21 protein-coding genes are annotated in these 19,608 nt (G+C 48.1%); 17 read left to right on the forward strand and 4 right to left on the reverse strand.

Annotation, left to right across the window (positions count from 1 at the left end; translation table 11 throughout):
- Positions 1-35 precede the first annotated feature (35 nt).
- Positions 36-665: a ribosome biogenesis GTP-binding protein YihA/YsxC gene (yihA, locus tag H5715_RS16555; protein WP_075186351.1), complete on the reverse strand. Its 630-nt coding sequence runs from the start codon at positions 663-665 to the stop codon at positions 36-38.
- A gap of 186 nt (positions 666-851) precedes the next feature.
- Here yihA and H5715_RS16560 point away from each other — a divergent pair, with 186 nt between their 5' ends.
- The 4 genes from H5715_RS16560 to H5715_RS16575 all read left to right on the forward strand — a co-directional run bounded on the left by H5715_RS16560 (position 852) and on the right by H5715_RS16575 (position 5,232).
- Complete coding sequence (locus H5715_RS16560; protein WP_075186350.1) at positions 852-1,505, forward strand: c-type cytochrome; 654 nt, start codon at positions 852-854, stop codon at positions 1,503-1,505.
- A gap of 139 nt (positions 1,506-1,644) precedes the next feature.
- Entirely contained in the window at positions 1,645-2,511 is an 867-nt protein-coding gene (locus tag H5715_RS16565; protein WP_083608086.1) for a thiol:disulfide interchange protein DsbA/DsbL, read from the forward strand.
- Positions 2,512-2,659: 148 nt separating this feature from the next.
- Positions 2,660-4,435, forward strand: a complete 1,776-nt coding sequence (locus tag H5715_RS16570) for a GGDEF domain-containing protein (protein WP_075186349.1) — start codon at positions 2,660-2,662, stop codon at positions 4,433-4,435.
- 14 nt (positions 4,436-4,449) lie between these two features.
- On the forward strand, positions 4,450-5,232 hold the full coding sequence (locus H5715_RS16575; protein ID WP_075186348.1) for a 4'-phosphopantetheinyl transferase family protein: 783 nt from the start codon (positions 4,450-4,452) through the stop codon (positions 5,230-5,232).
- On the opposite strand, the gene H5715_RS16580 is transcribed toward H5715_RS16575, so the two are convergent.
- Positions 5,201-5,590: a response regulator gene (locus tag H5715_RS16580; protein ID WP_075186347.1), complete on the reverse strand. Its 390-nt coding sequence runs from the start codon at positions 5,588-5,590 to the stop codon at positions 5,201-5,203. The two genes, H5715_RS16575 and H5715_RS16580, sit on opposite strands and share 32 nt — an antisense overlap.
- Positions 5,591-5,945: 355 nt before the next feature.
- Between H5715_RS16580 and H5715_RS16585 the strand changes: the two genes are divergently transcribed.
- The 11 genes from H5715_RS16585 to H5715_RS16635 all read left to right on the forward strand — a co-directional run bounded on the left by H5715_RS16585 (position 5,946) and on the right by H5715_RS16635 (position 15,716).
- Positions 5,946-6,983 (forward strand): efflux RND transporter periplasmic adaptor subunit, encoded by a 1,038-nt coding sequence (locus H5715_RS16585; protein WP_246434594.1) that lies wholly within the window; start codon positions 5,946-5,948, stop codon positions 6,981-6,983.
- Positions 6,984-6,993: 10 nt separating this feature from the next.
- The gene (locus H5715_RS16590; RefSeq protein WP_075186345.1) at positions 6,994-7,689 is read left to right on the forward strand and encodes an ABC transporter ATP-binding protein; all 696 of its coding nucleotides are present in this window, start codon (positions 6,994-6,996) and stop codon (positions 7,687-7,689) included.
- Positions 7,686-8,849 (forward strand): ABC transporter permease, encoded by a 1,164-nt coding sequence (locus tag H5715_RS16595; protein WP_075186344.1) that lies wholly within the window; start codon positions 7,686-7,688, stop codon positions 8,847-8,849. The genes H5715_RS16590 and H5715_RS16595 overlap by 4 nt, the downstream gene beginning before the upstream one ends.
- A gap of 3 nt (positions 8,850-8,852) precedes the next feature.
- Positions 8,853-10,037, forward strand: coding sequence for an ABC transporter permease (locus H5715_RS16600; RefSeq protein ID WP_075186343.1), 1,185 nt, complete (start codon positions 8,853-8,855; stop codon positions 10,035-10,037).
- A gap of 93 nt (positions 10,038-10,130) precedes the next feature.
- Entirely contained in the window at positions 10,131-10,895 is a 765-nt protein-coding gene (locus tag H5715_RS16605; RefSeq protein ID WP_083608085.1) for an SIMPL domain-containing protein, read from the forward strand.
- Positions 10,896-11,093: 198 nt separating this feature from the next.
- Entirely contained in the window at positions 11,094-11,993 is a 900-nt protein-coding gene (locus H5715_RS16610; protein ID WP_075186342.1) for a toll/interleukin-1 receptor domain-containing protein, read from the forward strand.
- Between the two features lie 323 nt (positions 11,994-12,316).
- Positions 12,317-12,751, forward strand: a complete 435-nt coding sequence (locus H5715_RS16615; RefSeq protein ID WP_075186341.1) for a pyrimidine dimer DNA glycosylase/endonuclease V — start codon at positions 12,317-12,319, stop codon at positions 12,749-12,751.
- A 17-nt stretch (positions 12,752-12,768) separates the two neighbouring features.
- Complete coding sequence (locus H5715_RS16620) at positions 12,769-13,152, forward strand: DUF3224 domain-containing protein (protein WP_075186340.1); 384 nt, start codon at positions 12,769-12,771, stop codon at positions 13,150-13,152.
- Between the two features lie 9 nt (positions 13,153-13,161).
- Complete coding sequence (locus H5715_RS16625; protein ID WP_075186339.1) at positions 13,162-13,482, forward strand: heavy metal-binding domain-containing protein; 321 nt, start codon at positions 13,162-13,164, stop codon at positions 13,480-13,482.
- A 114-nt stretch (positions 13,483-13,596) separates the two neighbouring features.
- Positions 13,597-14,991, forward strand: coding sequence for a hypothetical protein (locus tag H5715_RS16630; protein ID WP_075186338.1), 1,395 nt, complete (start codon positions 13,597-13,599; stop codon positions 14,989-14,991).
- Positions 14,988-15,716: an esterase/lipase family protein gene (locus tag H5715_RS16635; RefSeq protein ID WP_075186337.1), complete on the forward strand. Its 729-nt coding sequence runs from the start codon at positions 14,988-14,990 to the stop codon at positions 15,714-15,716. Before H5715_RS16630 ends, H5715_RS16635 begins: the two co-directional genes overlap by 4 nt.
- A gap of 36 nt (positions 15,717-15,752) precedes the next feature.
- Here the strand turns inward: H5715_RS16635 and H5715_RS16640 are convergent, their stop codons facing one another.
- The gene (locus tag H5715_RS16640) at positions 15,753-16,088 is read right to left on the reverse strand and encodes a c-type cytochrome (protein WP_075186336.1); all 336 of its coding nucleotides are present in this window, start codon (positions 16,086-16,088) and stop codon (positions 15,753-15,755) included.
- A gap of 111 nt (positions 16,089-16,199) precedes the next feature.
- On the opposite strand from H5715_RS16640, the gene H5715_RS16645 reads away from it, so the two are divergent.
- Positions 16,200-17,417 (forward strand): permease, encoded by a 1,218-nt coding sequence (locus tag H5715_RS16645; RefSeq protein ID WP_075186335.1) that lies wholly within the window; start codon positions 16,200-16,202, stop codon positions 17,415-17,417.
- A 14-nt stretch (positions 17,418-17,431) separates the two neighbouring features.
- Positions 17,432-18,607: a BaiN/RdsA family NAD(P)/FAD-dependent oxidoreductase gene (locus H5715_RS16650; protein ID WP_075186334.1), complete on the forward strand. Its 1,176-nt coding sequence runs from the start codon at positions 17,432-17,434 to the stop codon at positions 18,605-18,607.
- Positions 18,608-18,668: 61 nt separating this feature from the next.
- Here H5715_RS16650 and H5715_RS20435 read toward each other — a convergent pair whose 3' ends face one another.
- The gene (locus H5715_RS20435) at positions 18,669-19,316 is read right to left on the reverse strand and encodes a pilin (protein WP_221892311.1); all 648 of its coding nucleotides are present in this window, start codon (positions 19,314-19,316) and stop codon (positions 18,669-18,671) included.
- Positions 19,317-19,608 lie beyond the last annotated feature (292 nt).

The following is a 19,608-nucleotide window of genomic DNA, read 5'->3' on the forward strand; positions in this document are numbered from 1 at the left end:
CAGTTGTTTCGGGGCTTTGCTGAGTGTTTCTGTGTCTATTCTTCTTCTGGTTCTTTGATTGTCAGCCAGTTGGCGAGCACTTTCTCTAGCTCGGCCACGCCGTCGCCTTTTAGGGCCGAAAAGGTTTGGGCAGAGACCAGATCTTCCACATTGGAGTTTTTCAGGTGGCGCTGTACTTCCAGCAAGGTGTTTTTAGCGGCGCCGCGATTCAGTTTGTCGGATTTGGTGAGCAGAATATGCACCGGCATTTCAGCGTCCACTGCCCAGTTAATCATCATGGTGTCAAATTCCTGCAGCGGATGACGGATATCCATCAGCAGTACCAGCCCGTTTAGGGATTGGCGTTCGTGCAGGTATTCCGATAAGTGTGCCTGCCATTTTTTCTTGGTTGCCAGTGGCACCTTGGCGTAGCCGTAGCCGGGTAGGTCGACGAGTCGCTGTTGATGGTCATTGTCGAGCGAGAAGAAATTGATTAGCTGTGTGCGCCCGGGCGTTTTACTGGTTCGCGCCAGCTTACCGTTGTCGGTCAGTTTGTTAATGGCGCTGGACTTGCCTGCGTTAGAACGTCCGGCAAAGGCCACCTCAGCACCGCCTTCGGCGGGGCAATCTCTTAGGCTCGGGGAGCTGATTAAAAATTGAGCTTTTCGGAAGTTAATTTCCGTCATAGTCGGGTATCTACTGGTTGGAAGGGTGTGATAGCTCTGGACAACGTATATAATGCCGCTCTTTTAATGAGCAGAATACGCATGTTGCCGTGGGCAAACGAGCAGTTTAACGCAAAAATGCCCAATGCCAGAGATTGAACTGCTCTATCATTGAAAATCATAGATAAATCAATAACGGATAAACCAATGAACAAAGTATTTCGCGCCACTTTGATTTCTTTCGGCCTATTGGGTGCAGCCCTGTCGTCACAGGTGAATGCTGCTGGCGATGCGGCAAATGGTGAGGCTCTGGCCGCAGCCTGTACCGCCTGTCATGGGGCTGATGGTAACAGCGCCATTGCCAGCTTCCCCAAGCTGGCTGGGCTGGGTGAGAAGTATCTGCTCAAGCAGCTTCAGGATATAAAGTCCAAGGTGCGCGATGTGCCGCAAATGACGGGGCAGCTGGATGCTTCCAGCGAACAGGATATGGCCGATATAGCCGCTTTCTTTGCCAGTAAAACGACCCAGCTCAGTGGTTCCAAAGAGCAGAAAGTTCAGCTGAACTCCGGTGTTAAGGTCGATGGTTTGAAATTGGGCGCCAAGGTTTACCGTGCGGGTAATCACGAAAGTGGTGTTCCGGCTTGTAGTGGTTGCCACTCTCCCCGCGGCCAGGGCAATGCCCCCGCTGGATACCCTCGCGTGAGTGGTCAGCACGCGGAGTATATTGCCAAACAGTTAAAAGATTTCCGCGCCGGTAATCGTACTAACGATGGTGATGCTATGATTATGCGCGGCGTTGCCCAGTATATGAGCGATGCTGAAATTGATGCGGTGGCGAATTTTATCGCCGGTTTGAACTAGGCGACACCCGCGTTTCAAAGAATAGAAAAAAGGCGGCTGCGGCTGCCTTTTTTGTGGAATTTTTTGTTTGCGCATATGTCCTCTATAATGCTCTTCCATAACTAGAAGATTTGATCCATTGGGACCCCAGGAGAACACCATGCGTATCCTCGCAGTCACTACAATAATTTTTACCCTTATACTCAGCGCTTGCGGTAAGCCGGAGGCCGAATCGGCACAGCTCGCACCTGCTGTTGAAGCTGTTGCCGCGCAGGTTCAGGAAACTGTCGCAGCACCGGTAGTCGCAGTCGTTGAAAAAGCCGATGCAAAAGCTGAAGAGGCTGCCGCGACAGTGGTCGATGCTCACGCTGGCCATCAGCATGCAGCAGAACAAGCAAAAGAGGCGGTTAAGCCGGTTGTTAAAAAGGCGTTAGTTGAAATGTCTGCGCAGGCACAATATTTTGCCGGCACTCACTACGAAGAACTGGCCACTCCGGTGAAAACCATTACCGGTAACAAAATCGAAGTGACCGAAGTTTTCTCCTACGCCTGTATCCACTGTTTCCACTTTGAGAGCGCAGCGAAGGCCTGGTTAACCTCAATGCCGGAAGGTGTTGAGTTTGTACAAAGCCCGGCGATCTTCAATAAGGCTTGGGCGCACTACGCACGCATTTTCTACACAGCTAAATCTTTGAATGTGTTGGATCAGGTGCATTTAAAAGTATTCGAGGCTATGCATGTTGGCCGCAATCGTCTGAACGATCCAGATGATATAGCCGCTATATTCGCTGAGGCGGGTGTTGATGCGGCCACGTTCAAAGCTACTTTCGATTCCTTTGGCGTTTCTAGCCAAATGCAGGCGACCGATAAGCGCGTACGTGATGGATTCAAAACCCAGGGCACGCCCGAGCTGATTGTGGATGGTCGTTATCGTGTAACCACTGGTATGGCCGGTGGTCATGCGGCGATGTTTAAAGTGGTCGATTTCCTGATTGGAAAAATCAAAATAGAGAAAGGCCTGAACTAGGGCGCCATCGACCCCGGTTTTTCGAAAAGCCCTGGCCTGTGCCGGGGCTTTTGTTTATGGCCAAAGGTATTGAATTGGGGCTTTCGCCAGAGCTGTCTTATACTTAGGTGGCCTTAAACAGAACAACAAAAAAATTGGGAAATGGCCCATGGTTGAGACAGCCGGTAGTAGCTACAAAGAAAAATACCTTAAAGCATTGGACGACCAGGAACGTCAGCAGAAACAGTTTACTTTTCAGCTGGATCTAATGCGCAAGACGCTCGGTCACCTGGGGGTTGCCGCTCAGGGTCTGGACAAAAATCTGGATAGTAGCTTACTGGCCTTGAAGGAACTTATGCGCGGTGGCTCGGGGCATCAGGTTGTCGAGCAGCTCGAGCGGGTACAGCAATCGGTATTAGCTTTTGAGCGCATTCGCGATCAGGAGCAGCTGCAAGCCGTTGAAAAAATGCGTGGCCTGCTGCAAATATTCCTTACCCTCAAGCTACCGAGAGAGCTTCGGGACAAAATTCACGGCTTTAGTAAAAATCTTCAACACGCTCTAACCTCTTATCGCTATTACCCCCGTGTGTTGGGGGAGCTGACTTTACTGCAGGAGTCGGCGCTTAACGCTGCAATGAATCCACCCACGTCTTTTTTTCAGCGCTTGAAGGGTGGGAATACGCTGGGTTCTGTTAAAGAATCGGTACAAGAGCCGACAGATGTGGCGCGCCACAAAGAAGAGGAGGGCCTGGGCGGAGAAACATTGCAACTGGCCAATAACGAGGTGCCACCCGCTGACAAAGCGAAGTCTGTCGGTAAGGAGAGAGGTGCTGAGCCATTACATGGTGGCCATCTGCTGAAGGAAGATGGTTATGACAAGGTTGCCTCTCGCATTACCTTAACGCTGCGTGAGCTGATGGATAATATTGAGCCCAACGATATTGTCCGCCACCGGGTAGATTTGGTTCGGGCCCGTATCGAGCGAGGTATGGATTGGTACGCTCTCTCTGTCACGCTAGAAGATATTCGCGATATCCTGATGCAGCGCTATCTGGATGTAGACCGCGAATTCAGCCAGTACCTGCAGGACGTCAATAAGGAACTGAGCTCTATCAGCAGTGCATTGGGCATCGCGCTGGAGCGGGAAGCGGAGGTTAATACCGCAGCTGCCGATTTGTCTGATGCCGTTAGTGGTGAGATGCAGAAAATTCAGGAGACAATGGTGCACTCGACCTCACTTGATAACCTTAAGGATTCGGTGACGAGCCACCTTTCGGTGATCCATGACGCGCTTCTCGATTATCGACAGGTACAGGAGCAGGGCGTCAATACCGTTACCGGCGAGCTGCAAAAACTGCTGACAAAAGTCGAGACCATCGAAAAGGAATCCAACAAAACAAAAGAGCTGTTGGAGGAAGAGCGCTACCGGGCGACCCACGATACGCTTACCGGGCTGCCCAACCGCGAGGCCTACAACGAGCGCGCGTTTCACGAATTGCAGCGCTTTCAACGCTACGGCCACAGCCTGACGATAGCCGTATGTGATATCGATTTCTTTAAGAAAATTAACGACAACTACGGCCATCAAGCCGGTGATAAAGTTCTTAAATTGCTGGCGCGGGTTATCTCAACTCGCCTGCGCAAAGTGGATTTTGTCGCACGCTACGGGGGCGAAGAATTCGTCCTGTTGTTGCCCGAAACCACACCGAATACGGCGAAGAAAGTACTGGATAAAATTCGCGCTGTAGTGAGCAAGGCGTCATTTCGCTTTAAGGATGAGCCCGTGGGCATTACCATTTCTTTCGGCATAACAGGTTTTGCCAGTGATGATTCGGTTGAGTCTGCCTTCGAGCGCGCGGACAAAGGCTTGTACGAGGCCAAAGCCGGGGGCCGTAACTGCTGTGTTCTTGTGTCTACAGAAGAAAGCGATAGCGAAACGAATTGAGTTTATATTCCACTATGCAGCCTAAGGCCAGCCTCTATTATTGCGCGGCGGAAGACATTCCTTCCTCCTCGCCAGACGACGTAAACATCTTTCTGGATGCCAGTGAAATCGAGCGTTACGGGCGTATGTGCGATATCGTGGCGGCACAATTCCTACAGGGCCGGCGCATGGTGAAGCAGGCGTTATCAGACGTTTTGGCAGTATCGCCCAGCGACATTCGCTTTGCCTATAGTGATAACGGCAAACCCCGTCTCGCCAATGACTGCGGCTGGCACTTCAATATATCCCATTGTAATACGGCCGTAGTGGTGGCTATTTCCAAGGAGAATCTGGGGGTGGATGTGGAAGCGGTGCATCGGGGCCGGGGCAAGGCGCCACCACCGTGGCAAAATTCTCTAAATTTTATGCATGCCTATACCGCTGAATGGGTAGAGCAGCAGGAGAGCGAGGAGGATAAGGCCAAGCTTTTTACATTGCTGTGGACACTTATGGAAAGTGAAGTAAAGCTTAACGACAGTAGTATCTTTAAAGCGCGCAAGCAGCTGGCTATACACGTGAATAGAAACGCGCAACAAGCAACAGCAGAGGTGGCGACTTCCGTTTCTAGCTACGGAAGCGGTAGCCGTTGGCTCGCGTTTGAGGGCTGGGGTGATGCGACGGGAAAAGATGTGGTGGCATTGGCATTTTCGGGGCTGGAGCCGACGTTGGAATTCTATTGCTGGCAATCACCGGAGGTGGTGGCGAAGCAGACGCCCGTTAAGCGTCTTATCGGGCCAGCAGTGAATGAATATGGCTGATAAGCTCTTCTTCGTTGACGGGTTTGGTTAACAGGCCGTCGACGCCACTGGCAATAATGCTTTCCCGTTCGCCTTGTACGGCATGTGCGGTAAGCGCCAGTATCGGAATATCCTTTAAATGGGGTGCTTGTCGAATCTTGCGGGTGGCTTCTTTGCCGTCCATGCCAGGCAGAGAAATATCCATTAATACGATATCGTAGCGCTGGACCTCCAGTAGCTCCAAGCCCTCTTCAGCGGAATCAACGCAGGTTACATTGAAACCCTCGTCTTCGAGTATCCAGGTGGCAAGTTGTTGATTGTCTGGGTTATCTTCAACAACCAAAACTGTTCTATTTTCTTCGCTATTGGTAGCAAGCATAGAGAATGTGCCGAGGGTTACATAAACGCCAATGAGTAAGGATAAGCATATACCATGCTTCGCGTGACTGCAGTTGAATTATAGAAACAGATTAATATCAAAGGCGAACAACGATGGGGGGAGAAGAATAGTTGCGGTATAGTGTCTGAGATAACGGCAGTATGCAAAATAAAAAAATCGGCCTGCTAAATCGCAATTCTATATTAGTGGATAACGATGCCAGTCGTCGGGCAGAGACTTATCGCTAGCAGCGGTATATAAAGACCGGGAGCCTAAACTGGCGCCAATGAATGTTAGGTTCTGAAAATTCCGAACCACTCTAAAAAGCATACACAGTATGCTACAGGAGTTTGTTGTGGTCCCAGAGCAAGATAAAAGTGAACTGCTGAAGCAGTTAACTATTGATAGAAGCGAACCACCTGCAAAAATAGTGGGCCTGCCGCAGTTAGTCATTGTGGTGGTGGTAACGGCAATTGTCAGCGCCGGTATCACGCTATATCTTTTCCCTTCCCCCTTATCCCCTACCAACGAAAAACAGCCACCAATTAGCACCGCAGAGCTTGCGAATATGCAATCGAGATCGGCCGCCGTTGATACACGTTCCAACGAGAAGGTCATACTCAATGCCTCTGGTTATATCACCGCGCGTCGGGTGGCGACTGTTTCGGCCGAAATTATGGGGCTCATTGTTAGTGTCGACGTGGAAGAAGGAATGCGTGTCGAGAAAAGGCAAATTCTTGCGCGCCTTGACGATTCCGTGGCTCGTGTCAATCTGCGCTTGGCTGAGGCGCAGGTTCAGGTTCAGAGAGAATTGGTTAACAGTATTGAAAGTGACCAAAAGGAGGCCGAGCGTGTACTGAAGCGTCTGTCGACTCTAGGGAAAGAAAATTTCTCCAGTGAAGCACAACGCACACGCGCTGAGGCAGATTTGTCCAAATTAAATTCCACACGGGCTAGTGCCAAAGCAGAATTAAACGTGGTGGAACTAAATGTTGAACGCGAGCGGGAACGGCTTGGCGATCACACCATTCGCGCACCATTTGGTGGCGTAATAACCGTAAAGAATGCACAACCTGGCGAAATTGTAGCGCCCGCTGCAGCCGGCGGTGGTTATACGCGTACGGGTATTTGCACTCTGGTGGATATGGATTCGCTTGAAATTGAAGTGGATGTCAATGAAGCCTTTATCGGTCGCGTTGTCGCCAATCAAAAAGTTATTGCGAATCTGGATGCGTACGCAGACTGGGATCTGGCGGCCAGTGTTATTGCCATTATTCCCACCGCAGATCGTGCTAAAGCGACCGTAAAAGTACGTATAAAAATACACACAAGAGATGAACGCATACTGCCCAATATGGGCGTTAAGGTGGCGTTTTTCGACGAACAGGCCTAGGGATAACACTATGAGCAGCGACAATTTATTTGAGTTAAAAGGCTTGGCCAAATATTTCACCAAGGGAAAGGAAACCATCTCGATTTTTGATGGCTTGAATATGCATATAAAAAAGGGCGATTTCGTAGCGGTGATGGGGCCTTCGGGATCGGGAAAAACGACACTGCTGAATATGCTGGGTGGAGTGGATAAACCCAGTGCGGGTGAAATTTTGTATGCAGACAAACCGATACAAAATCTGAGCGAAGGAGGATTGGCAAATTGGCGAGCCGAAAATGTGGGCTTTATTTTTCAGTTTTACAATTTAATGCCCATGCTAACAGCGGAAAAAAATGTAGAGTTACCACTTTTACTAAAACGACTATCCCGCGCGCAACGAAAGAAAAATATCGATGCAGCGTTAACACTGGTAGGTTTACAGGATAGGGCTAAACACAAACCCGATGAGCTTTCCGGTGGCCAGCAGCAGCGCGTTGCCATCGCCAGGGCCATTGTGTCTGATCCGGCTCTTCTATTATGTGACGAACCGACCGGCGATTTGGATCGCAGCACCGCAGAAGACATTCTAAAAATACTACAATTGCTAAATGATGAGTTTGGCAAAACCATCATTATGGTGACTCACGACCCCGCTGCCGCTAGATACGCCAAGCGTTGTATTCATCTGGATAAAGGGAGCTTTGTCGAGAAGGAGCTGGTGGCATGAAAGATTTCTATCTAGTGTTTAAAAACCTTACGCGCAATAAAATGCGCCTAACTCTCAATGGCTTTGCGATATTTATCGCGTTTTTACTTTTTGGGGTGTTGTCTTCTATTAAAGGCGCTTTTGATGCAGGTATTGATTTGTCCGCCGATAACCGTTTGGTTGTTGTCAACAAAATAAATTTTACCCAACCGCTGCCTATTGCCCATGTTCAAAAAATTCGCGCAATGGATGGCGTTAAAGACGTAACTTGGGCTAATTGGTTCGGGGCATACCACCAGGATGCGCGTAAACCCCTTGTCGGTATGGCGGTCGACCCCGAGAGTTACTTAAAGGTTTACGACGAAATTTTGTTAGATGAGGAGTTTAAGAAAGCCTGGTATGCAGAGCGTCAGGGGGTGATTGTTGGCGAGCGCATGGCGACCGCGAAAGGTTGGAAGGTAGGTGATCGCATTCCTATTTCCTCCAGTATATTTTCAAAGTCTGATGGTTCACACGTTTGGGATATGGTGATAATCGGAATTTTTACAGGGAAAGATCGTCAGCTGGATACAAACTATCTGCTCTTTCATTACAAATACTTTATAGAAACTCAGACCTTCGGTAGAGACTGGATCGGTTGGGCCATTCTTACAACCGATGATGCAATGCTAAACGACAATGTCGCTAATAGCATCGATAGACGCTTTGCTAACTCGCCCGCTGAAACGGAAACCACATCGGAAAAACAATTTACCAAAGCGTTTATAGCGCAGATTGGGAGCGTGGGCCTGATTCTAACCTCGGTCGTGCTGGCCGCATTTTTTACCATTCTGCTCATTGTGGGTAACTCCATGGCTCTTGCTATTCGTGAGCGTACGGCGGAAATTGCGGTGTTAAAAACATTGGGCTTTCAGGCAATGCGCGTTTTTCGCATGATCTTGACTGAATCAATCGTATTAGCCTTGATGGGAGGCCTGCTAGGTTTGGGCTTTGCGCATTTCATCGTGACGGGTGCGAGTCAACAGCCACAGTTGCAATCGATATTGCCGAATTTAATTCTCAGTGGAGAAACCATCCTGAAAGCTTTGGCTTATATGGTGCTGTTGGGATTATTAACGGGATTCTTCCCCGCTTGGCGGGCAATGAGACTCAACACCCTAGATGCGTTGAGCAGGAGATAGACGATGGTCAGTGTATTTGCACAAGTTATGGCGGTGGTTGCGATGAATATACGCAGCTTGCCGAAGAGAATCTGGATGTCGTTAGCAACGCTTCTGGCGGTTGCCATCGTTGTTGCTGTATTGCTCGGCTTTCTGGCGATGTCTAATGGGTTTCAGCAAACCCTAAAAGGCACCGGTTCGGAGGCTCTGGCAGTAATATTACGTGAAGGTTCGCAGGCAGAATTAAATAGTGTTTTACTGCGGGAACAATACCGTGTCATTGAAACCGCACCGGGTATAGCGCTAGATGCGGAAGGGCCAATCGTCTCCGGAGAACTCTATATTATTGTAACCGGAAAGAAAAAAACCACTGGTACCGATGTGAATTTACCGCTTCGGGGTTTGGACAACCGTGGTATTGCCATGAGGGAGAATATCAGCATCGTCGCTGGCAGAATTTTCGAGCCGGGGACCAATGAAATCGTGGTAGGAGAAGCGATTCTTAAAGAATTCAGCGGCTTCGAACTTAATAAAACCATTCGGCTTAATAATATTGAATGGACAGTCGTCGGTGTGTTCGCCGCCGGGGGCTCGGTCTTCTCAAGTGAGTTGTGGGCCGATTCGAAAACCGTACAGAGCCAATTTAATCGTGGCAGCAGCTACCAAATTATGCGCGTAAAACTTGCGAAATCTGGTGAGATAACACCATTAAAAGAATTCTTTAAAAATGATCCGCGCCTAAATTTAGATGTCTGGACGGAGTCTGATTACTATTCTGAGCAATCTAAAGGGATGGCGGATCTAATATTCTATCTGGGTTGGCCTCTCTCGATTGCAATGGCATTGGGCGCATTAGCCGGAGCACTGAACACCATGTATACCTCAGTAGCGCAACGAGCAGTGGAGATTGCAACGCTGCGGGCGATAGGGTTTAGTGGAATGTCCGCCTTCTTCGGCACCTTGGTCGAATCTCTGGTGCTTTCGGTGATTGGTGGTCTTCTGGGTGCCGTGGCGGCCTATTTGTTTTTCGATGGTATTACCGCCTCTACCCTTGGGGGAAGTTTTACCCAAATTGTGTTTGATTTTGAAATTTCAGGCGATGGCTTTCTGCAAGCCATAAAGTTAGCACTTGTTATCGGTCTAATTGGTGGTGTGTTGCCGGCTTACCGCGCGGCAAAGTTGCCAGTGATAGTGGCGTTTCGACGTTAGTGCTGAGGTAATGCGTAGAAGCGTTTTTTCAGTCGAAAAACGTAGGTTGAATAACGAAGGATTCAATAACTAAATGGGGTTTGGGAGAAAAAAATGATAAGACTTGTAGTTACCGTAATCTTACTTACCGCATCGTTGTGCTATGCGGCACCGGAAATTAAGGGTTACCCAGAAGATCTTCGTGGGTTTCTCTACCCAAAAGAGACTCTGGTAACGATTAACGATAGTGCAGAAAAAACCGCATATTCTGATGAGGCTGATATTAACCTGGTTATTACCACGGAGAAAGAGCGGCTTTCGCAATCCCTAAAAGCGAATACAACTGTGCGAGAAAACGTACGTATGTACTTAATCGACAAGGGGTTTAAAGCTGAAACGATAAAAAATTCCAAATTTTCGACATCGCCTCAATACGGTTGGTTTGGGAAGAAACCTAATGCCTTTAAAGTCGTTAATAGAATGACGATAAAAATCACATCTGAGCAGCAGCTTCAGGATATAGCCACTATTGCCGATGAGCTAACGGAGGTTGAGATATCGTCAACACTGTTCTCTCATTCAAAAAAAGACGAATTTCAAGAGGTGGTAAAGCAGCAAGCTCTAGATAAAATACTGGCTAAAAAACGACAGTATGAAAAATCACTTGGGATCAAATTAATTCCGGTTTCGTTTAGAGAGCTGGGGGTTGGCATGCAGGCCACTGAAGGGGCACAACTTGTTGAAGAGGTTGTGGTCGCTGCCGTTAGGTCTGGCGTTGACTACGATATGAAGCGCAAGGGGAGAGTTCAGCAGACTGGAAGCTCATTTGATGAAGTGAAGTACCATGCGAATATGCAAGTTGAATTCAGGGTTGAGTAAGTCGTTTACCCGGCGCTAAGGGAAACATTTGTATTTGAGAGTGATGCCGGAGCAATCGATCACCAACCTATATCGTTATCGAAGCGTAAAGGGGGGAGCAAGGAGGTATCGCCAAGTGACCAGAACGTTTTGTATTGGTTGTTGTAAATTGCGAGGGTAGTAACCAGTCAGCGTTTGGTCGTAAACGAGGAAGGGACTATGAACGATATTTTTATCAGCTACAAAAGGGAAGATCAGCAAACAGCCAAACAATTGGCCGACGCCCTGCAGAGGCAGGGCTGGACGGTTTGGTGGGACCCTCACCTGCGCGCGGGAGAACATTTCGACGATGTGATCGAAGCTGCGTTGCAAGAAGCAACGTGTGTCGTTGTTTTGTGGTCGAAGCTTTCGATAAGTTCGCGTTACGTGAGAGATGAAGCCAGTTATGCGCTGAATAAACAGAAGTTGATTCCTACACAGATAGATGATGTCGAGCTTCCATTCCGGTTTGCTGGTCTTCAGACCGTGCCGTTATATGGGTGGGACGGGACAGACAATTATCCTGGGTTCGTTAAGCTAATAGCCGATATTCGATCTAAACTCGAGCCTGGTATTGCTGCTGTATCCGAAGGCGTTCAAGAAAGCAATCAAGATGTAATGTCCGGTTTCAGAAGCGAATTGGTGCAGGACACCGCTACAATATCAACGAAAACACACTCGAGAGAATCCGTAGGTGGGCGCTCAAAGCTTGAGTGGACGCTGAGTGTGCTCACACTATTGATACTGGCTTTCTTTTATGTCGCCGCCGTTGCTAATGGCTGCTCCAACCATGACATTTTGGTGCTATCGGCGACAATAGGTTTACCGCTTAGCATTTTTATTATGTTCAAGCGAAAGCCTTATAGAATTACATGGTTGGCTGTGCCTATCGTCAGCTATTTTATCGGTATGCCCTATGGACACAACTATGGAAGTATCACGAGTTCACCATTATTCGGATTGCCACAGGGTACTAACTGCCAGGCGAGTGCTGAGGTAATTGTAATTTTCGGCGTAGTTTTTGCTGCCGCTGTGATAGAGCACACGGTGTACCTCTTCAAAAATAGAGCGAACGTATAGTAGGAATGCGTTACAGCCTAGTTCTTGGGAGATAACCTGGACGAGGCTACAGTCTTTGCTAAGCGAGTGTCCGCGTTGGTGCATACCTGCTTTTAAGCCCCCGTGCTCGCAGGATTAGCAAAACCTTAAATTGTCGGTTTCCGTCAGAATCCTAAAATTGCCAACTTACTGAAGCATGCTAGGTTAATTCCGCTTGTGAGTTTTAATGATGAGTGGTTAAAATACGCACTACTTGTTCGCATGGTATTGCAGTAAGTACGGTATTTAGCGTTGGCCAAAACGGTTAGCAGAGCAAGGTATTATCGATAGATTGGACCCATACTGTGAGACTCTGGAGTTTGCACCCGTGTTACTTAGATGCGAAAGGGCTGGTTGCCTTGTGGCGAGAAGGTTTACTTGCACTACATGTTTTGTCCGGCAAAACCAAGGGTTATAAGAACCACCCACAACTTATTCGATTCAGGAACACAAGAAACCCTCTGGGGGCTATCACCAGCTATCTAAAGTCGGTGGCCGATGAAGCGACTCAGCGAGGGTATAACTTCGACAAAAGCAAGCTGCCCAATAGAGCTATTCGCTCCAAGTTGCGCGTTACCACTGGGCAGGTGGATTATGAATTTCAGCATCTACTAAATAAACTGAGCGTAAGGGATTACAAGAGATATCAACAAATCGCCTTATTGAAGAAGCCAGAACTTCACCCGTTGTTCTATTTAGACAACGGTGAAATAGAATCCTGGGAGATTCTACCCAAATAATAATGACGAGGCCTACGATGGAATTGACAGGAGAGTTTCAAATAACTAATTGGGATGAAAAAGTTATTCACGAGTATGAAAATGGCACGAAACAAAGTTATGTTATTGTGACGCAAGCGTACAGTGGCGATATTTGTGGCTTGTCTGAAGTTCATTATCTTATGTATTACCAGAGTGAAAAAAACGCAGTTTTTGTCGGCCATGAGCGAATCGTATTGGACAGTGGCAAAGGTACTCTGGTATTACAGCACGAGGGAGTATTCGAAAACGGTATTGCCAAGAGTGAATTTACCCTGGCAAACTCCGAGGGTGAAGTCACTGAACATGGAGTACCCGCTACGGGCGCGTTTGAGTCCACCGCCGGTGGGAAAGCTCAGTATTCTATAAAGTTAAATGCCTAAGGAGTGACGATGCTTAAAACCACAACGTCGACAGTAGATGGCAGGCCCATTCGGGAATACCTGGGTGTGGTTGTTGGTGAGGCCATACTGGGGGCCAATATATTCAAAGATATTTTTGGCGCTATACGCGATATTGTTGGCGGTCGGTCTGCCGCTTACGAGCAAGAAATGGGAAAAGCCCGAGAAATTGCCTTCGATGAAATGGAGCAAAAAGCAAAGGCCCTAGGTGCCGATGGTATTGTTGGTATCGATATTGATTACGAAGTGGTTGGCCAGCAAGGAGGGATGATGATGGTGTCGGTGAGTGGTACAGCTATCCGGTTTAAGTAAATAAAATTACACAACATATAGGTTAAAGACGGCGAGAGCTCGTCGTCTATTTTTATTTAGTAGAGGAAAAATTTGTTGAGTTAAAAACTATCCCACCTTAAAGAGGGCCAAGCCATGAAAAAAGGACTTTATTTCGGTAGTACCCTTGTTATAGCGATTGTTGTTTTATCGCTTACTTCCTGTATTTCCCACCAACAATATCGAACGAATTACGAGCTTTGTACCTCTAGTAATCCTCTGCAGGAATGCAAAACCAGCTCGATTCAGAGCTATAAAAATCTCCAGGATAGCAGTCAGGATTATATGCTGGCGTTTATTGAGCTGGACGACCAGGGCCAGCTATGGCAACGCAAGCAGATGGACAAGGTGCTGACTAAAGTGGCCACGGATCTAATTGAGCAAGACGCCTTGGTGGTGGTGTTTGTTCATGGCTGGAAGCACAGTGCTAAGGTGGGTGACGATAATATTCAGAGTTTTCGCAAGAGCTTAATGCGCTTAAGTGCGATGGAATCGGCGATTAGCAACAGTATGGGTATGCAGCCGCGTAAAGTGACAGGCATTTATCTAGGGTGGCGAGGGGGTTCTGTTAGTTGGCCCGTACTGAAAAATCTTACGTTTTGGGAGAGAAAAGAAACTGCTCATAAGGTGGGTTACGGAGCAACAACAGAAGTACTCGGCCGCTTGGAGTTGTTACGTAATACCAAACATGCCATTGATAGAAAAGAGGGGAAAGAGAGCGGCACACGTTTGGCGGTTGTTGGGCATAGCTTCGGTGGTGCGGTCGTTTATTCGGCGCTGAGTGAAATTCTAGAGTACGGCTTTGTGCATACAGAAGGCCCGCAGGGGTTCGTGAGCGATACGATCGGTTTTGCGGATTTGGTGGTGCTGATTAATCCGGCATTTGAGGCTATGCGCTACGCTAACCTGAGTGATATGGCCACCGAGCGAGGCCATTATTTTCCCGGGCAGTTGCCGGTACTGGCAATTTTAACATCGGAATCCGATGGCGCTACCAAATATGCCTTTCCTATGGGGCGCTGGTTTTCGACCCTGTTCGAAAAAGAGCGCAAGGCTGAGCGTTATAATGCGGTTCTCCAGCAAACAGAAATTATTGACCAGGGTGTTGCGAATCAAACTGCTGTAGGGCATTTTGATCACTATAAAACCCACTACCTGAGTGCGACGGAGCGGAAGAACGAAGATGCAGCGCTGTGGGAGTTTGATCTCCAGAAAGAGGTTGAACTCTTTATGCGGACAGCAGAAAGCTGGGAGCAAGATCATCCGGGCAGTACAATAGCTTTTAGAGGCTCCTCGCTGAAACGCACCGACAATAGCGCTGGCAGGAATCCCTATATGAATATTCGGGTGGATAAAGCGCTAATTCCCGATCATAATCATATCTTCGACCCGCGCATTGAAAATTTTTTACAGCAGCTGATTTTAATTTCATCACAAACAGATGCGCTGGATAAACGTAAAGCATTAAGAGCAAAAAACGTATCTAAATGAGAGTACTGCTTTTTATCTTTTTACTGGTGCCCGTATCCGCGCAGGCCTCGTGCGTTGTTTTGTTGCACGGTTTGGCTCGTACCAATGCTTCCATGGGAAAAATGGAGGCACGCCTGAAAAAAGAAGGTTATTTTGTTGTTAATCAGGCCTATGAATCTCGAACGGGAAAGATCAATACCTTGGCTGAGTCGGCTATTTCTAGCGCCTTAAAAAGCTGCCGGGAGGAGAATGCCGTAAATTTTGTTACGCATTCCCTTGGCGGTATATTAGTCAGGCAGTATCTTCATAACAACAAGCTACCGCGATTAGCTCGTGTGGTAATGTTGGGGCCGCCCAACAAGGGTAGTGAAGTTGTTGATAAACTCGGTGATTTTCCCGGCTTTCATCTTATGAATGGCGATGCCGGTCTACAGTTGGGCACCGACCAAAAAAGCATTCCCAATACTCTGGGGCCAGCAGATTTTGAACTGGGTATTGTTGCCGGTACCAGTAGCATTAATTTGATATTGTCAGCGCTAATTCCTGGCGATGATGATGGAAAAGTGAGTGTAGAGCGGAGCAGGCTTGAAGGAATGGCTGACCACTTAGTTCTTCCCGTTACGCATACTTTTATGATGACAAATAAAGAAGTCATTGATCAGGTTGTCTATTTTTTAGCGTTTGGAAAATTTTTTCGAGGCGAGAAAAAATCTCGGGTCAATACATTTAACGAGATCCCTGAATGACCTATCCGTGTAATCGAGCCGTTTAGCTCTCTGTGACTACTTCTCTCTACTGGCCGCTTTACCTTTCTCCCGAATAAACACCACCATGGCGGTAATCTGCTCGTCAGATAGCGATCTGCCCATAGGTGGCATACCTTTTTTGATTACACCCTCCTTAATTACCTTGGCAATATCGGCGTCGGTAGCTCCGTGTTTCCACTCGTCGTCCACCAGTGAGCTGCCAAATGAACCTGTGAGTTCGGGCCCGTGGCAAGCGATACACAAACGTTTATAGAGTTGTTCGGCAGATTTTTCGGCGTTAGTAACGCCGGAAAAAAATAGTGCGGTTAGAAAAAAGGAGCCTATTAAATGGTACTTATACGAGACCAGCATACTGACAATAATCCTAGAATGGTTCGCATATAAGTGTAGCAAAAGGTCAGTGCGTTTCGCCCGAAGGCTTGCCATAATAGAGACACCTATTTAATCGAGATCAGATTTCAAATGGAAAAACCTTCCTGCTGTAGTAAGTCTAAATCCGTTGATGAGTCCCCCCCCGGCGGGGAAAGCGAAAGTTGCTGTCAGTCCAAAAAAGAATCAGAACCCAAAAGCTGTTGTGCTGGCAAACCGAAATCGGCGTCGACCTGTTGCGGTAGTGGCGAAGTAGCGAACGAAAAACCCAGTGCCGGTGGCTGCTGCGAAACCAGCGATAGACCCGACTATATGCTCTGGGGATCACTGTTTGGGGTTGCACTGGGCTATGGTTATCATCTACTTATCGCGAAGACCTTTCCAGAGCAAATGGCGTCTATGCTGGGCCATCTAGGTCATGCGATATTCGAGCTGATCAACACCATGGCTTGGGGCGCGGCCCTTGGCATCTTTATGGTCGCGTTGTTGTGTAAGGTTCCGCGAGAGTTGGTGATGTCATTGCTGGGAACCCATGGTGGACTGAAAGGCATGCTGCGGGCCACAGGTGCTGGCCTGCTGCTGGACCTTTGCAGCCACGGTATTCTGATGGTTGGTGCGAAGCTCTATGAGCGCGGCGCCTCCACTGGGCAGGTCATGGCCTTTTTGATTGCCAGCCCCTGGAATTCGTTTTCACTCACACTGATTTTAATTGCCATGATAGGCCTGGGCTGGACGCTTACGTTTATCGTGGCGTCTGCCCTGGTGGCCATTGTTACCGGGCTAGTGTTCGATGCGTTAGTCGCGCGGGGAAACTTGCCCGCTAACCCCAATACCGAAGCACTGCCAGACAATTTCGAATTTTGGCCAACGGCCATTGAGGCGCTAAAGCAGGGTAGCTACAACCACCGTAGTCTGTGGCAATTTTTTGTCGATGGTGTTCGGGAATCACGTATGGTATTACGTTGGTTGTTGTTTGGCGTTTTACTGGCGGCGGCGATCCGTACGTTTGTTCCGCCTGATTATTTCGGCAATTACTTTGGCCCCACCGCTGTGGGCCTGGCGGTCACGTTGCTGGTGGCGACGGTACTCGAAGTATGCTCCGAGGGTTCGGCGCCTATTGCGGCAGATATATTTAATCGAGCCGTGGCACCGGGAAACAGTTTTGCCTTTCTAATGACGGGCGTAAGTACCGATTACACTGAAATTATGGTGCTTAAAGATACAACACGCTCCTGGAAGCTGGCCTTATTCCTGCCGTTGATTACCGTCCCCCAGGTGGTTGTGATTGCGCTCGCTTTAAATGGTATTTAAGGGTTTAAAAATTAATGCAATACGATGTCATTATTATTGGTGCCGGTGCGGCGGGTTTGATGTGCGCCGCTACGGCGGGAAAAAGAGGTCGTACGGTTCTGTTGTTGGACCACGCTAATAAGCCGGGGAAAAAAATACTCATGTCCGGGGGGGGCCGCTGCAACTTCACGAACATGGATATATCGCCGGAAAATTACCTTTCGCAAAATCCACATTTCTGTAAATCAGCCTTAAGTCGCTACACTCAGTGGCATTTTATCGAGCTGGTGAATGAACACAATATCGCCTATCACGATAAGGGTGAGGGCCAGCTTTTTTGCGACAATAAAGCCAGCGATATTCTCAATATGTTGCTGTCGGAGTGTGAGCAAGCAGGCGTAACAATTCAGACCCACTGCGATATTGTAAACGTGCAGAAAAAAGAGAATCACTTTTTTATTGAATCCAGCCGAGGCGAGTTTGGTTGTGCGAGCCTGGTGGTCGCCGCAGGTGGACTTTCTATCCCAACAATGGGGGCGACAGGCTTTGGTTTCCAAATTGCCGAACAGTTCGGTTTAGAAACCCTGGAGCGAACAGCCTCTTTGGTTCCGTTTACGCTCTCTGGTCATTGGCAGGAGCTGTCTGCAGCGCTGTCGGGTGTTTCTGTTCGAGCAAAAGTTGAAAGCTCCCAAACAAGCTTTACCGATGAATTGCTGTTTACTCATCGAGGGTTAAGCGGGCCGGTAGTATTGCAGATCTCGAATTACTGGAACCTAGGGGAGAGCATATGCCTTGATTTTTTGCCGGGTGAAAGCCTTTCCGGTTTGATTATTGAGTGGAAAAAAAACAGCGGCAAGCAGGAGCTAAAAACGTTGTTGTCAAAATATCTGCCGAAGCGCTTTGTGCAATCATGGCTTGAGCAGAAAGTGGGCAATAAGCCTGTTGCAGAATTCAGTAATGAAGAGATTGAACAGCTGCACCAGCACTTTCATCAGTGGCGGATTACGCCGTCCGGAACAGAGGGGTATCGTACCGCTGAAGTTACACGTGGTGGTGTTGATACCGATGAGATATCTTCCAAAACCTTTGAAAGTAAAAAGGTGAAAGGCCTGTATTTTATTGGTGAAGTCTTGGACGTTACCGGCTGGTTGGGAGGGTATAATTTCCAATGGGCTTGGGCATCGGGGTGGTGTGCGGGCGAGGTTGTTTGACTTTGGGGATTAATCGGCGCACAAATGTGCGCCGGCATTGTTATCTGGAGTTGTATAAGGTCTATTTGCGACAGTTCGCAGGGCGGTATCTATTGTCCATATCGCCTTCCGTGCAGGACCAAAATTCCCCGTAGGTATTGTCGAACTGCGGTGTCAAAACGATGGTCGACCCTTCAATACTAGTCGGTTCGTTGAACTCGATTGTAATCGCTCCGGCTGTACTAACTTCCAATTCTGAATGCGTGTTTAAGGTATAGGGTTCTTCCAAGCCCAGCATAATATTACTATCTGGAAGCTGGTCGTTAGCTTGGTAAAAATCCTGAACCAGTTTTTTTGCGTGCGAAGCGTCAGCCATGGTTTCGGCTACTGTCGCTCTAGTGGTGTAATCCTGATATGCCGGTAGTGCAACGGCCGCTAGAATGCCAATAAGCGCGATGAGAATAAATGCTCCACCGATAACCGCAATAATAATGACTGCCGCACTGCTTCCGTCGTTCGGCCCCTTGGGACGACCTTCGTTATATTTAGCATCCCAGTTTTCCTGGTTGCTACACAGAAATACAATCATTTCGATAAAGGCGATAATACCGGGTATCCAAAGCCAGAAAAAAAGTAAATAAAATATTCCCCACCACTGGCCCATGTAGAATCGATGAACACCAAAGCCGCCAAATAAAAATGCGAGAAGTGCGGCAATATCTTTGGGCATGCGATACATTTGATCATGTCGTCCGGAGCAGATGCCTCGGGTGTTTGGTAGGGATTATCTGTCATTATTTTTTCCTTATTCTAATTTTAACAACACGGGTATAAATAGGCCGAGAAGTTCTGCGGCGATGAGATAATCAAAGCGTTAGCGGTGAAGGCTAGCGCGATCACAGGCTATACTAAGTAGCGAATATTCTCCAGCCGAAATATTCAGGTACACGTTAACGATCAATTTAGGACGAGTAAAAACGACCGCCAGAATTTCGTACGCACTGCATACAGCTGCTACGGAA

Source organism: Teredinibacter haidensis (assembly GCF_014211975.1).
Classification (GTDB): domain Bacteria; phylum Pseudomonadota; class Gammaproteobacteria; order Pseudomonadales; family Cellvibrionaceae; genus Teredinibacter; species Teredinibacter haidensis.